Annotated in this window: 10 protein-coding genes and 2 pseudogenes; 3 read left to right on the plus strand and 9 right to left on the minus strand. The window is 68.0% G+C overall.

The genetic code is table 11. The features are described 5' to 3' along the window. Positions 1-354 precede the first annotated feature (354 nt). The 4 genes from ABZU74_RS32240 to ABZU74_RS32255 all read right to left on the minus strand — a co-directional run bounded on the left by ABZU74_RS32240 (position 355) and on the right by ABZU74_RS32255 (position 6,833). Complete coding sequence (locus tag ABZU74_RS32240) at positions 355-3,312, minus strand: M4 family metallopeptidase (protein ID WP_355431980.1); 2,958 nt, start codon at positions 3,310-3,312, stop codon at positions 355-357. 775 nt (positions 3,313-4,087) lie between these two features. Beyond that, on the minus strand, positions 4,088-5,416 hold the full coding sequence (locus ABZU74_RS32245) for an ISL3 family transposase (protein WP_355431983.1): 1,329 nt from the start codon (positions 5,414-5,416) through the stop codon (positions 4,088-4,090). Positions 5,417-5,580: 164 nt separating this feature from the next. Then, entirely contained in the window at positions 5,581-6,057 is a 477-nt protein-coding gene (locus ABZU74_RS32250) for a nitroreductase/quinone reductase family protein (RefSeq protein WP_355431986.1), read from the minus strand. After that, entirely contained in the window at positions 6,054-6,833 is a 780-nt protein-coding gene (locus ABZU74_RS32255; RefSeq protein ID WP_355431989.1) for a glucose 1-dehydrogenase, read from the minus strand. Before ABZU74_RS32255 ends, ABZU74_RS32250 begins: the two co-directional genes overlap by 4 nt. Positions 6,834-6,978: 145 nt before the next feature. Between ABZU74_RS32255 and ABZU74_RS32260 the strand changes: the two genes are divergently transcribed. Next, the gene (locus ABZU74_RS32260; protein ID WP_355431992.1) at positions 6,979-7,623 is read left to right on the plus strand and encodes a TetR/AcrR family transcriptional regulator; all 645 of its coding nucleotides are present in this window, start codon (positions 6,979-6,981) and stop codon (positions 7,621-7,623) included. Positions 7,624-8,142: 519 nt separating this feature from the next. Here the strand turns inward: ABZU74_RS32260 and ABZU74_RS32265 are convergent. The 5 genes and pseudogenes from ABZU74_RS32265 to ABZU74_RS32285 all read right to left on the minus strand — a co-directional run bounded on the left by ABZU74_RS32265 (position 8,143) and on the right by ABZU74_RS32285 (position 11,777). Then, entirely contained in the window at positions 8,143-9,072 is a 930-nt protein-coding gene (locus tag ABZU74_RS32265; RefSeq protein WP_355431995.1) for an LLM class flavin-dependent oxidoreductase, read from the minus strand. 13 nt (positions 9,073-9,085) lie between these two features. Then, positions 9,086-10,078: pseudogene (locus tag ABZU74_RS32270) on the minus strand (aldo/keto reductase). A 13-nt stretch (positions 10,079-10,091) separates the two neighbouring features. Continuing rightward, complete coding sequence (locus ABZU74_RS32275) at positions 10,092-10,349, minus strand: hypothetical protein (RefSeq protein ID WP_355431997.1); 258 nt, start codon at positions 10,347-10,349, stop codon at positions 10,092-10,094. Continuing rightward, positions 10,282-11,190, minus strand: coding sequence for an FAD-dependent oxidoreductase (locus tag ABZU74_RS32280; RefSeq protein ID WP_355432000.1), 909 nt, complete (start codon positions 11,188-11,190; stop codon positions 10,282-10,284). Before ABZU74_RS32280 ends, ABZU74_RS32275 begins: the two co-directional genes overlap by 68 nt. 104 nt (positions 11,191-11,294) lie before the next feature. Further along, on the minus strand, positions 11,295-11,777 hold the full coding sequence (locus ABZU74_RS32285; protein WP_355432003.1) for a MarR family transcriptional regulator: 483 nt from the start codon (positions 11,775-11,777) through the stop codon (positions 11,295-11,297). Between the two features lie 994 nt (positions 11,778-12,771). Here ABZU74_RS32285 and ABZU74_RS32290 point away from each other — a divergent pair. Next, positions 12,772-13,672: pseudogene (locus tag ABZU74_RS32290) on the plus strand (asparaginase); the annotation flags it as partial. A gap of 10 nt (positions 13,673-13,682) precedes the next feature. Beyond that, positions 13,683-13,922 carry a hypothetical protein gene (locus tag ABZU74_RS32295; protein WP_355432006.1) on the plus strand — a complete coding sequence of 80 codons (240 nt, stop codon included), beginning with the start codon at positions 13,683-13,685 and terminating at the stop codon, positions 13,920-13,922. Positions 13,923-13,995 lie beyond the last annotated feature (73 nt).

Genomic DNA, 13,995 nt, shown 5'->3' on the forward strand with positions numbered 1-13,995 from the left:
CCACCCTCGGCCGGTCATTCCGGACGGACACGCGTCGCTGCTCCAGGGCACCCGATGACCTACGTGACGCCCTGAACAGCGAGGGCTGCCGCAGCATGAGGTGGCTCCGCCAGGAGCCGGCAATCAGCAACACCGCGCCGTTCGGCGGCGGACGCCACGGCTCGAACTCGCCTTGGGTCAGCCGCCCGCCGCACGAGCCCCTGCCGACCATTCCACAAACCACGCTCGTATCCGCGACGTCCCCCGACCACGGCAACCACATCGCCAGAAGGGCACATCCCGAACACGACGGCGCGCCGGGACCGCCTTAGGGGTCCCGGCGCGCCGTCGTGCAGCGCGCCTCCTAGCAGGGGCTCACTCGCAGTACTTGGCTCCCTTCGCGTACGCCAGGCCGAAACCGCCCGCCGACGAGTCCATGAAGATCACGTCGCGCCCCGCGCCCGCCGTCGCGAACATCTGCGCGCCCGGGCTGCACGATGCCGGGCCGACGTACGTTCCGTCGAACGTGTACTGCTTGAGCTTCGGGTTGAGCGAGTTGTCCGGGTAGCCGCCGTTCGCGAACCAGAGGTCCACGGGTGCCTCCTCGGTGATCGTGAGGGTGGTGTCGGACAGCGTGACGACGTCGGCGCGTTTCGCCTGCGGGGAGTTCTCCTCGAAGAGCAGGCGACTCGTGCCAGTGGCGAAGTCGAAGAACCGCACGGAGTCGTTGTACGTCCCCTGGCTCCACTCGCCGTTGACGTTGTGGCCGTAGTCGCGGTTGATTACCCAGGCGACGCCGGTGCCGGACAGCTGCGGGTAGCTCATCGTCTCGGCGCCAGGGTCACCGCCGGCGAAGGCCGTTTTGCCCGTCGCCACGTCGTACACCTCGACGCCCAGCGACCACCAGGTGCCGTCGGGGTTGGGCTGCGCGAAGTCCTCGTACCGGACGTAGGAGATCTTCCCGTTCTTGACGCTCGGCGCCGTCGCGCTCCCGACCCAGTCGGGATGCGCGAGGGTGTGCACGGTCCGCGAGCTGCCCTGCAGGTAGCGCACGACGTCGCGGTACCCCTGCGTCGGCTCGTACTGGCTCCACGCGACGACGTCGCCGTCGAAGCCCAGGCCGCCGATCCGGTACGGGGAGCTATAGAGCTCCTCGACCTGGCCGCCGCCGACGGGCGCCGACAGGATGCGGTTGGTCTCCCACGTCGGCGAGTCGGGGTTGCCCGCGACCGACAGCCACACGACCCGCTTGCCATCGGTGTACGGGAAGGTGTGGTTGTTCCCGTCGTTCGGGGAGATCCGGTACGGCGCGACCTTGCCGTCGGTGCGGCCCACCCAGATCGACATCGGCTCGGTGCGGTTCGCGTCCGACCGCGGCACGGTGAACCAGCCGCCGGCCATGCTCGCCTTGGTGTCGATGTACATCCCGGTGTTGAGCCGGTCGACCAGCAGGTCGGTGTTCTTGCCGTACAGGTTCGCCTTCCACTTCGCGGTGATCCCGCGCGAGTCGAACGCCGCCTGCACCACCTTGAAGTCCTTGTTGCTCAGGCCGAAGGACTTGGCGGAGGCGAGCACCGCGTCCCGGGCGTCGACGAAGTCCGACATGGGCGTGAGGTAGTCGGTGAGCGCGCGGTAGACGATCTTGTCGGCGACCGCGCCGCCGAACGCCTGACGCAGGTCCCACAGCGCCCCGGACACGATCGTCGAGTTGAGGTGCACGCCGCCGTCGTCCATCTGCGGCGTGTCCATGAGGTGCTGGAAGTTTGCCGTGGTGGCGCCGTCGTCGAGGTTGCGCAGGGCGCACTTGGTGGGAGCCAGGGTGCGGCAGAGGTCGCCGCCGAGCAGGCTCGCCTCCGGGTCGGACATCGACGTGCCCGACGCGTCGACGTCGATGGCGTTGCCGAAGTAGTCGGCGATCGCCTCGTTGAGCGCGCCCGGCTGGCCGGCGTAGACGAAGCTGGCGGAGTTCTCCACCACACCGTGCGTCATCTCGTGGCCCACGACGTCCAGGTCGGCGGCCAGTGGCAGGTACTCGTCGTCGCCGCTGCCGTACACCATGCGGGTGCCGTCCCAGTACGCGTTGACGAACGGGTAGCCGCCGTAGGTGATGCCGACGATCGAGTTGATCGGCATGCCGTCATCGTCCAGGCTGTTGCGCCCGAGCTCGGTCTGGAACCACTCGAACACCTTCGCGGCGTCCCAGGCCGCGTCCACGGCGCCGGCGTCGGTCAGGTCGGCGCCGAGCGTGCTCGACGGGGACGCGAACGGCCCCACGCCCTCGGGCAACTGGCCGTCGAGCAGCTCGTAGTAGTCCCGGCCCCGAGCGTCCCACGTGGTGATCGGCACCGTCCGGCCGTCCGCGAGGGTGTGGGTCTGGTCGATCATGAGGTAGCGGCTGGCGTCGTCGATCCGGATGAGCGGGACCGGCACGGTGGCGCCGTGCAGACTCTTGCCCTCGCCGACGACCGGCGTCGTGCCGTTGCCCAACGGGGGCGGCTCCGTCACGGCCTGCGGCGCGACGGCGGTCCCGCCGGCGGCCAGGGCGCCGGCCTGCTGCGCGGTGGCGAACGGCTTGATCCGGCTGACGCTCAGCAGCGTCACCCCGTTCGTCGCGCCCACGTACACGTCGCGGAGCACGGGCTGGCCCGTGACGACGTCCTTGCCCCTGACGAGCACGCGCCGCGCGAGCACGCCGGTGCCCGTCGGCATGACCACGAGCCCCTGGTCGGTGCCACTGAGGTCGGCGTGGGCCGCGTCGGGCTTCGTGCCGGGCCGCGGGACGCCGGCCACGACGGCCGCGCCGGGGTGCAGGCTCTTGCGCACGTCCTCGACGGCTCGGGAGATCGCGACGTCAGCGGGCATCGGGGTGGCCGTCGTGTCGACGTCGAGGTCCGTGAAGTAGCTGCCCGACGTGCCGGTCACCGTGCGCTTGCCGGCCTTCTTCTCCATCCGCACCACGTACTGGGCGCCGAACACGGGCAGGCCCTTGTACTTCTGGTTCAGCCGGACCGTCTCCCGCGCGCCCTGCGTGTCGACGCTCGCTGTGGTGAGCGTGCCGGCCGGGTCGGCGATCTTGTAGCGGTCCTTGTGGCCCGCGAGGTGGGCCTTGGCGGCCTTGTCCGGTGCGATCGTGGCGTCGAGCGGGTCGGCCAGCTCGTCCACGAGCGCGGGGGTGTCCGTAGCGGGCGCCACGGTGGCCGGGATTGACGCCTCCACGGCCGTCGTCGTGCCCGTCGGCGACGGGGTCGTCGCGTTCGCGGCCTGGGCGGTGGCTCCGAGGAGGGCCGCCGTCGCCAGGATGGCGAGGGCGGGTGGTGCCTTGAGTCTGCGCATCTATCGCTCCTGCAAGGTGAGGACCGAGTCCGGTCCAGCCCCCGGCCGACTACTTGCGGCACGGGTTTCGCTCACCCTCACCGCGGCGTCACCACCAACACAAGGACGAGTTTGCGCATCTGCACAAGTCAGAAGCTCGCCGAGGGGGAGCCGATTTGAACGGCATACCTGGTCGGGCCCATGGTGGGCGGAGTGTCATCCCGCAAGGCGACCGGCATCGACGTCGTCGGAGCGGAGGCGGCGGGCGTTTCCCGGTGAGCGCGGTACCGGCCGCCGCGGCACGGCCCCAGCCGTCGGTCTGGACGGGGTCGGATCGACATCGCCGAGTCCAAGGGGCACAAGAGGCACTGCGCACGCGCCCACGCAGTGGGGCATCGAGTGGATCCCGTCCGCTCCCATCGCTGTCGTGGCTGGGTGTGCAGTCGCCAGTAGTGTTCGGCGATGTCGTCCGGGTCGAAGGCCGCACCTGGGGCGACGGCGCCGGCCACGGTGACCGTGGCTACGTGGATGCCGGACGGCCCGTCGCGGGATCGGCGCTCGGCCGGAGGTGGGCTGACCAGTACGGCGAGCATCCTGCCGCTGGCTCGTCTGAACCAGCACCCGTCGTTGCCCGGCCGGCCGGCCCTGTTTCGGGGCCGGTCCGGATCGCCGGCAGGTTGATAATGGCTGGCTTCGCGATGCCGAGCGGCGGCGCGGTGACCCAGTCCAGGTACGTGCATGAGTGCTCTATTTTGTCAGTCAAACGGTCGACTGCCCCGGAACCCAATCAGGCTCTTCACAGACCAGGGTGTAGTCGTGGTCTGAAGCCGCCGGTCTCGAGCAGGGACCTGGCGATGTAGTTGGTGATGTTGCGGAATCCGAGCGCGGAGCCGCGGAGGTGTTCGAGCCGTCCGTTGATCGCCTCGGTCGGGCCGTTGGATGTGCCGGGCCGGTCGAAGTAGGCCAGCACGTCGTCGGCACGCTTCTTCAACGTCCGGCCCAGCGTGATGACCTCGCTCAGCACGGCCGGGACGCCTGCGCTGACCGAGTCGATCAGCGCGGTCATCAACACGCGGCCACGAGCTCGGTCGGGCTCTCGGTAGGCCGCGATCATCCGCTGGTAGATCCCCCAGGTCGCCTCGACCTGCACATGGTCATCGACCGCGAACAGCGCCCGCAGACGGCTGCGCTGCTTGTCGGTGAGGAGGTCGGCGCCGGTGTGCAGGGTCCGCCGCGCCGAGTAGAGCGGGTCGCCCTTCATGCCGCGGTGACCGTGGATGGCTTGCTGGACCCTGCGTCGGCACCGGTCGAGCGCGTCGCCGGCCAAGCGGACCACGTGGAAGGGATCCATCACCGCGACCGCGTCAGGGAGCTCTTCGGTGGTGGCGGTCTTGAAGCCGCTGAACCCGTCCATCGCGACGACCTCGACCGCGTCACGCCAGGCGTCGGTGCGGGCGACGAGCCAGGTCTTGAACACTTGCTTGGAGCGGCCCTCGACCATGTCGAGGAGCCGTGCTGGGCCTGTCTTGTCGCGGATCGGGGTGAGGTCGATGATGACCGTGACGTACTTGTCACCACGGCTGGTGTGGCGCCAGACGTGCTCATCGACGCCGACGACCCGGACGCCGTCGAACCGTGCCGGGTCGTCGATCAGGACCCGCTTGCCCTCGGCGAGGACTGCGTCGTTGGCGGTGTTCCATCCGACGCCGAGACCTTCGGCGACCCGGGCGACGGTGAGGTGTCCGACCACAATCCCTTCGAGTGCCCACCGCAGCCCGCGCCGTGACAACTTCGACCGGGGCTCGGCCACCTGGGAGGTGTCCTGGCGCCAGACATGCCCGCAGCCACCGCATCGGTAGCGGCGGATCGTGACCAGCAGCGTTGTGGGCCGCCAGCCGAGCGGCTCGTGGGCAAACCGCCTGGTGACCGTGTCCCGGGGGGTCCCTTCGCAGCCGCAGCGGCGGCACCATTGGTCGGGTTCGAGAACCCGGCACGCGAGGACCGCGCGGTCGGGCTCGAGGCGTTGGCCGGTGACGACGAGGCCGAGCTCGTCGAGTCTGCAGAAGGTCGTTAGATCGGGGTGGGCGAACGCGTGCGAGCGGTCGCCGACGGTAGCGTCGGGCACGTGGCGGTTCTTTCAGGATGAGCGTGTAGGAGCCTTTCCCTCTGGAAACCTCGACATCCATCTGGGACCGCCGCGCCAGCTACACCCTCATCTGGCGAAGAGCTGCTCTAGCCGCGACTACACCCCAGTCCCTGGGAGTAGGTCATCTGTCGAGGGATCCGCGATCACGGCCGATGGCGGAAGCTGATGCGCATCAGCCGACTGTCAGCCCAGTCTTCGAGCCGAGTCGGCCGGATGGTGCCGGGGTCGTGGGGCTGATTGAGATCCGCCACGATCTCCGCCAGCACTGCCTGACGTTCAGCTGGGTCGGTGACAGGCGTGGCCCGTGCAGGCAGATCAGCACTAATCCCGTTCTTGAGGTGGAAGGTGAAGTTGGGATTGGCGAGAAGGTTCGCATGCCAGTCGGTCGCGGCACCGCCGGCGCCGCTACACAGGTAGGTGGCGCCCGCAGCTCGGTAGAAGAAGATCTCGATGCGGCGTGGCCGGCCGGTGCGGCGCCCCAGCGTCGTGATGTCGATGATCCGTTCGCTGGTGCCTGCGGCGGGTGTGATCTCGATGGCTCGCCGGATGTGATCGGGCAGGTGCGACAAAGACGCGTCACGTGCGGAGTCGTTCCATCCGGTCGTGTCTGGACTGTTCATGCGGTCTCGGTCTGAAGGGCGGGCCCGAGGAGGAGTCCACCGTCGATGACGTACTCCGACCCCGTGATGAACGACGCGTCTGATGACGTGAGGAACAGGAGAAGCCGGGTGACGTCGGTCGGCTCTCCAAGTCGGGGGATGGCGAACGGCTCGGGTGAGTAGAAGTCGGCGATTGCCGCGGTGGCGCCGGCTGCTGGTTCGTGGATGAAGGGGGTCGCGATCACGCCGGGGTGGATGGTGTTCACGCGGATGTGGTCCCGGCCGAGCTCGAGCGCTGCCGTTCGGGTAAGGCCTCGCACGGCCCACTTGCTGGCGGCGTACGGCGCGTAGTGAGCCGTGCCGCCCAGGCCCATTGTCGAGGCGACGTTGACGATGGCTCCCCCTGCTGCCCGGCGCAGAGCGGGGGCTGCGACCTTGATGCCGAGGAAGGTCCCTGTGAGGTTGATGTCGAGGATGCGCGACCAGGTGGCCTGGTCCGTGTTTTCGATTGTTGCGGGCGGGTTCTGGACGCCCGCGTTGTTGACGAGCACGTGCAGGGCGCCGAAGGCGCTCTCGGCGGCTAGCACAGCAGCGGACCACGAACTCTCGTCGGTGACGTCGAGGCGGGTGAAGTGAGCGCGGGTCCCGAGCTCGTCGGCGAGAGCGGCGCCGCGTTCCGCGTCGATGTCGCCGATCACCACGTTCGCTCCCTCGGCGTGAAAGGCGCGCACGTGGCTCGAGCCCTGGCCACCGGTCCCACCGGTCACGAGCACTGTCTGGTTGTCGAAGCGGTTCATCCGATGTTCCTTCGGTACGTGGGTGACTGACCGGGATCATCGGCGATGAACGGCCAGCCGATGGCGAGCCGAGCGACTCACCACTGTCCTAACACTAGGTCGGCGGCAGTGGCGAGTCAAGCCACTCACCTCGTATGCTCAGTCCATGAGCAGGGTCGTACCGACGTATCACCAGCGCGTCGCCCAGGAGAAGCGCGCGCTGATCGTGACGGCCGCGACCGCACTGTTCCTCGAGTTGGGCTACGACCGGACATCGCTGGCGCGGATCGCAGAGCGCTCGGGTGTCTCGCGGGCCACCTTGTTCAAGCAATTTCCGAGCAAGGCTGCCCTGTTCGACGCCATCGTCACCGAGTCCTGGTCAACCGCTGACGAGGAGGATCCTCCGCCGGCAGGCAACGTCGTTGACGGGCTCAGCGCCATCGGTCGCCGTTACGCCGAGCTGTTGAGCCGGCCCCAGATGACCGACCTGTTCCGAATCGTCATCGCCGAGCTGCCGCGGTTCCCGGAGCTGGCCCATGCGCAGTTCTCGCACGGGAAGATGCCCTACTTCGAGTCCGTACGCAGCTACCTCCTGGCTGAGCACGAGGCGGGAACGGTGCGGGTCGAGGACGTGGACCTCGCAGCCACCCAGTTCCTGGGCATGATCTCCAACTACGTCTTCTGGCCGACTCTCCTGGTGCCGGGCTGGGAGGTGAGCGCCGAACGCGTCGCTCAGGTAGTCGACGAGGCCGTCCGCACCATCGCCGCCCGGTACGCCACGACTGGACCAGGGGCGTCCACCATCGACTGAGTCCCGCCGCCACCAAAGGAGCTGATGCCTAAGCAATCGAGGCCGTCGGCACCAAGGGCGTTCGCGGGGCATCCCGGGGCGGACACCGAAGGAGGGAGTGTCGATGTGTTGACCCACCTCGATCAGCCTGGCATCAGCACGGCCCGACAAGAGGTCTCAGCAGCGGGCCCAAACGTGCAAGGCTGCCCTCTCGGGGTGGAAACTCCCAACGACAGCAAGAGGGGTGACCCAAGACCCGCAAGCCCAGCCCCCGCAGCTACACCCTCATCTGTGAAAAGCCCCCAATCACCCGCTGACGACCATCGTCCAAGACCACGCCCTGCCAGGCTGATAGGCGTCGAGACAGGTACGGCTTGACGGTGCAGACCTTGCATCGGCATCAGTTGCTGGCGATGTTCGTGTTCGCTAACTGCGATAGGCATGGCGGCATCCCCGGCCGGTGACGTTGTGTAACGAGTAGCCGCCGTTCGGGGCGACCGTGCCGCATCCGCTGTTGGCCGATGAGCGTGCGTCCTGCGGCTAGTCGTTTTCCTTTTCGATCGCTTCGCGTACGGCCGGGGCGATCTCCCTGGCCCAGCGGCTGAGGGAGACGATGTCCGGCGTGCCGCCGCTTGGTGAGAAGAGCGTGAAGCCGGACGCGCCGTGCTCCAGTACGGCCCCGGTCAGCTCCTCGATCCACTGGCCGACGGAACCTCCGGTCCAGCCGCCGTCGCGGTCACGGGTGGCGGCCGTCGGCCGGTCGGTGATGCGTCCGGGGAAGTTGAAGACCGTACGGATCTCGCGCGGATCGCGGCCCACGGCCGCTGCCGCGTCGTCGATGACCGGCCGCGACACCTTGTATCGCTCGCTGAGCCAGTCCGCAGCGTGGCCGGGGATCCAGCCGTCGGCCACCCGGCCGGTGGAGGCCAGGGATTTCGGGCCGACCGATCCGGTCCACACGGGGGGCGCGGCCACCGGGGCCGGCTCGATCTGGTCCACCTGGTAGTGGCGGCCCCGGTAGGTGACCGGCGGGCCGCCACCGGACAGCATCTTGACCAGGACGATCGCCTCCTCGAAGGCGTCCACCGCATCGGCCGGTGACAGCCGCGGCACTCCCATGTCGGCGATCCGATCCCACAGCCCGCCCGCGCCCATGCCGAGCACGATGCGGCCGCCGGAGAGCGCCGATAGCGACGTCACCGTCCGCGCCAGCATGGGAGCGGGCCGGGTTGGCAGGTTGGTGACGTTGGCGAAGCCCGAGATGCGCTGCGTACGTCCGAGGATGAATCCGACGGTGGCGTACGCGTCCAAGCGCCCGCCGAGGTAGGGGTGGTCCGACAGCGAAAAGATGTCAAGCCCGTCACGGTCGGCCTGTTGAGCCATGCGCAGCAGCTCCGGCACATCGTCAATGCCGCTATGCGCGCCGAAGCCGAAGACGATTTCTTGTACAGACAATGCTCTGCCTTTCATTCGAGGGGCGATTTCACCAGGCGTACGCCTCGGGCGCGGGCTTGGCCCCGTTCGGACCGGGCGGTGGGAACAGTTCGTCCAGTCTGGCCAGCGTGGAGTCGTCGAGCCTGATCGTGAGTGCGCGCAGCGAACCGTCGAGTTGCTCGGTCGTCCGCGGCCCGATGATGGGCCCGGTCACGCCGTCCTGCGCGAGCAGCCACGCCAGTCCGACGTGGGCCGGGTCCTCGCCGATGTCGGCGCACAGCTTCGCGTACGCCTCAATGGTCTCGCGGTGCTGGGCGAGCAGGCCGACGGAGTGTCCCGTGCTGCCGCGGGAGGCGTTGCCCTCCTTCTGCTTGCGGAGGATGCCGCCGAACACTCCGCCGTGCAGCGGCCCCCACGGGATCACGCCCAGCCCGTAGTGCCGCGCCGCGGGCAGCACCTCCAGCTCGACCCAGCGCGTCATCAGGTTGTAGATCGACTGTTCGCTGACCAGCCCGAGGAAGTGCCGCGACCGCGCAGCCTCCTGCGCCTGGGCGATGTGCCAGCCGGCGAATTTGGACGAACCGAAGTAGAGCACTTTTCCCTGTTGGCGAAGGACGCTGAACGCCTCCCAGATTTCTTCCCACGGCGTGTTCCGGTCGACGTGGTGCATCTGGTACAGGTCGATGTAGTCGGTCTGCAGGCGCTTGAGCGACGCGTCGCACGCGCGCCGGATGTTCAGCGCGGACAGGAACCCTTCGTTGGGCCAACCGCCCGTCGGGATGTAGACCTTTGTGGCCAGGACGGTCTTCTCGCGCCGGCCGTCGCCCGAGGCGAACCACCGGCCGATGATCTGTTCGGTGGCGACCTCGCCTGTCCTTGTGCCGTAGACGTTCGCGTGTCGATGAAGTTGATGCCGTGGTCGTGCGCCCGCTTCATGATCGCGTGACTGTCCGCTTCGGAGGTCTCGGTCCCAAAGTTCATGGTGCCGAGTACGAGCCGGGGACACGGAAAGACCGCTGCGGCCAAGGCGGGTGTACTCCACGTGTTCCAACCTTTCAGGCGGTGGGGCCGAACTGCTCGATGAAGCGGCCGGTGAACAGATCCGCGCCCTTGTACTCGGAGACCATCGCGGCCGGGGCAACGAACGGGCCCTCGGGAGAGGGCAGCTGTCCGACACCGCCGTTCGGACCGAGTGGGAGCAGGATCATGGGGAAGGGCAGGGGCTGGTAGGTGGCCGTGGGCTGTTCACCGTTCAGCTGGGCGGTGATGTTGTTGGCGACCACCTCGGCGTGCTGCATCGCGTACCCGGCCATCTTGGCCTCCGCGACATCGGTGATGTCGCCGACCGCGTAGACGTGGTCGTGCCCCTTGACGTTGAGAAGTTCGGTCACGGGAACCTGGCCCTGCGGCGCGGGTCGTGAGCTTGCCGTCGGCGAGGTAGTCGCTGTTGGTGCTTGTCCCGTAGGCGCGGAACCAGATGTCGGCGGTGATCTCGTCACCGCCGGTGGTGGTGACGGTGCAGGTCTCCGCCGCTCCAGGCTCGGTCGTCGCGGGCACCCTCAGCTCGGTGCCCAGCCGCAGCTGGATGTCCCGTTCGTCGAGCTGCCGGTGCAGGTCCTGGCGCATCTCCGGCTTGAAGCCGGGGAGCAGCTGCTCGGCCGGGTCGACGATTGTCACCTGCTTGTGCGGCCAGACCTCCTTGATTTCCCCGGCCAGTTCCAAACCGACCGGCCCGGCGCCGAGGATCAGCACCCGCTCGGCGTCGACCAGTTCCTTGTGGGTCTGGCGCAGGTCGTCCAGCACCTCGCTGGTGCTGGTGGAGTTGGCGTTGGGCTTGGCCGGATAGGCGTAGCTGGAGCCGGTGGCCAGGACCAGATAGTCCGCCTCAACCCGCTGACCTGAGGCCAAGGTGACGCCGCCCGGGTCCACCGAGACCGCGCGGTCGCGAATCACCGTGCCCCGCGTGAGCAGCGTGTCGAAGGGGAAGAACATGTTGGGCGCCCAGTCGGGCTGGGCCAGCGCCCGCAGCGATCCCGCCGAGTTGACGAACGCATCCCGGAGATCGATGAGGACGACGTCGGCCTCGGAGTCCAGCGCCTTGGCGGCCGCCGAACCCCCGTAACCTCCGCCGATGACCGCGACGGTACGACCCATGATTTCACGCTCCCACATACGAAAGAGTTCAGTTCGTTGCACGAACCATATTAGTTCGTAACGCGAACTGCAAGCCCTGCCTCGTGGGTCACGGGATCCCGGTCTTAGTGCTTGCGAGCGGTGGAGGCTCCTTCGTCCGGCTCTGGGAAGACCACCGGAACCTCGTTGTCCACCACGACGCGGCCGAGCAGGCCGGCAAGGGTGGCGCGTTCGGCGGCAGAGAGTCCCACCGGCAGCTTGTCGATCCGCCGGCAGGTCTCGGCATAGAATTCCTCTGCGAGCCCGTCGCCGCGCGGAGTGAGCACGACCCGCACCGCACGCGCATCCTGCGGGTCTGGTTCGCGCCGGACCAGGCCGTTGCGCTCACTGCGGTCCACCAAGCCGGTAAGGCTCGACTTGGCCAGCCCCAGCACCGCACCCAATTCACCCATGCCGTACGGCCGCGCCATCAGCACGCACAGCAACTGTCCCTGCTGCGGCGTCAGGCCGTACTCCTGAGCCGACTCGGCGTACACAGCATTCACCAAGAACGTGGACCGCACCAGCGCGGCCACAACCCCGATCTGGCCATCATCATGCTTACCCACTCAGCCAGGGTACATCAGAGCACCTTATAATTCGGGTGGCGAACTTTCTGGCGTTGTGCATCCTCAATTGCCGCTGACCGCGCCCAGGGGCAGTGCGCTGCTGAATGACGTGTCACCCGAGCACTGGCTCCATGCGATTCAGGGTCAGGATCCCCCTGGGCTCGCGACCACACCCGGCTTGCCTCGGCACCTCCACGACTACGCCGCCTCGAGACACACCTCTTCTTCGAGCATTGCGGCGCCACGAAGGCCAGCATTCGGACAGTTCTGATACCCCACATCGCCAGCAGTGTCCGCGGCGAAGATCTGACGGCCCAGATCAGTCTATGTCGATCAGGCCTTGCGGCAGGTCAGCAGGACCGTTTGCCTGCCCGGCTTCGTCGGTGACTTCGAGAGGGCGTGGCTCGGGGGACTTCGGCATTGAGAGACGTTGGCGAGAACCAGCGCCCTTTGTTGACCACGACCTCTGGCAGTGTCGGCTCCGCCTGAAAACTGGATCTGGATCTGGATCTGGCCCACTTTCCGTGATCGGGACTGACCCGGCTCGGAGTGCTAAGTCCACTGTGTAGGGTGCGTCGTGCGATCGGCTGATCTTGTTGCGGTCCTGCCTCATCTGGCACCTGTCGTGGTTGAGCGAGTGGATCGACAGTCAGCTGGCCTGCGGATATGGGCGCGAGCGCGAGCCCGTCGTCGGCGTGTACCGGTTGTGGGCGTCGGGCCCGGCGGGTTCACAGCCGCATCGACGCAGCAGGCGATGAGCGACCGCAGTCCCGATGCGGCATCGCGCTCCGCTGTGTCCACTACCCCCTTGGGAGGGCATGCGCCATGGCCAGTTCATTCATGGCAGAGGTGCTGTGTGGGTTACTGCCGTACTTCCGGGCCTTTGAACGCGCTGTACAACCTCGGGTGCCAATCAGCACGACGGGGCACCTCGACGCCGATCTCGCCCCGCTTGAGTTGGCCACCGCTTGTGCGCAGCGCGCAGGCGCGCGGTGGCATCGCGGTCGACATCGTCAACTTCCGTAGCCGCCCCGGCGCCTCCCTGACATTCGCCGACCTGGCTGACCTGGCCCGGAGCGTCCACCAGGCCGCCGCCGCAGGCACCTCCGGCATCATCATCACCCAGGGCACGGACACCTCGAAGAAACCGCCTACTACCTGCATCTCCTGCACACCGGACCGCAGCCCATCGTCGTCACCGGTGCCATGCGCAACCCCACCCTCGCCGGCCCCGACGGGCCTGCCAACCTTCTCGCCGCCACCAGGGTCGCTGCCAGCCCTCATGCCCGAGACCGGGGCGCTCTCGTCGTCATGGCCGACGAGATCCACGCCGCCGACCGTGTCCGCAAAACGAACTCCGTCAGCACTCAGGCGTTTACCTCACCCAATGGCGGCCCACTCGGCTACGTCGTGGAAGGCGAAGCCCGCTTCCTCAGCCACACCGCCCTCCGGCCACGCTGTACCGACACCCGTACGCCAGCCGCGCGTGGGCCTCTACACCGCCACAGTCGGCGACGATGCGACTTGCCTGTCCGCAGCGGCAGCCCACTTCGACGGCCTCGTCATCGCTGGCTTCGGCGTCGGGCACGTCCCGGACACCTGGGTCTCCACCCTCACGGCACTCGCCCAGCAGATCCCCGTGGTCCTCGCCTCCCGCATCGGTGCGGGACCTGTGCTCCACCTACGGCTTCCCGGGCTCCGAGCGGGACCTCACCGAACGGGGACTCATTCCTGCAGGCTTCCTCGACCCCTACAAGGCCCGGATCCTGCTCCATCTCACCCTTGCCGCAGGCGCCACCGCCCACGAGACGGCAATGGCTTTTCGCGCCGTGGCCTACCCCGGCGAGCCCTGGCCATGGCCGCAGCAGCCGGCCACCAACGCCCCGACCGTCTGAAGGAGCCCTCTTGCGCAGCCGCGAAGTCGTCCCCGGACGTACCATCGTCGCCGTCTTCGACCACGGGGAAGACTTCTACGACGCCCTCGACCGCACCTGCCGCACCCATGACATCCGCCAGGGCTACATCCCCACGTTTGTTGCGGGCCTCGCCACCGCGGACATCGTTGGCACCTGCGAACGCCTCGACAACCCCGACGCCCCCGTGTGGACCAAAGTCCACCTGACCAGGGAGCGATTTTCATCGTGACGGTGCAGGTCACGGGCAGTGCGGGAGGCCGGTGTCGACATAGGACGAGGCTCCCGGTAAGACAGCAATTGAC

Source organism: Micromonospora sp. NPDC005171 (genome assembly GCF_040608575.1).
Taxonomy (GTDB): Bacteria; Actinomycetota; Actinomycetes; order Mycobacteriales; family Micromonosporaceae; genus Micromonospora.

Bases quoted from the DNA above. Each gene is read 5' to 3' on its own strand.
- ABZU74_RS32240 (WP_355431980.1), bottom strand. From the start codon at position 3,312: ATGCGCAGACTCAAGGCACCACCCGCCCTCGCCATCCTGGCGACGGCG.
- ABZU74_RS32250 (WP_355431986.1), bottom strand. From the start codon at position 6,057: ATGAACAGTCCAGACACGACCGGATGGAACGACTCCGCACGTGACGCG.
- ABZU74_RS32255 (WP_355431989.1), bottom strand. From the start codon at position 6,833: ATGAACCGCTTCGACAACCAGACAGTGCTCGTGACCGGTGGGACCGGT.
- ABZU74_RS32260 (WP_355431992.1), top strand. From the start codon at position 6,979: ATGAGCAGGGTCGTACCGACGTATCACCAGCGCGTCGCCCAGGAGAAG.
- ABZU74_RS32265 (WP_355431995.1), bottom strand. From the start codon at position 9,072: ATGAAAGGCAGAGCATTGTCTGTACAAGAAATCGTCTTCGGCTTCGGC.
- ABZU74_RS32275 (WP_355431997.1), bottom strand. From the start codon at position 10,349: ATGGCCGGGTACGCGATGCAGCACGCCGAGGTGGTCGCCAACAACATC.
- ABZU74_RS32280 (WP_355432000.1), bottom strand. From the start codon at position 11,190: ATGGGTCGTACCGTCGCGGTCATCGGCGGAGGTTACGGGGGTTCGGCG.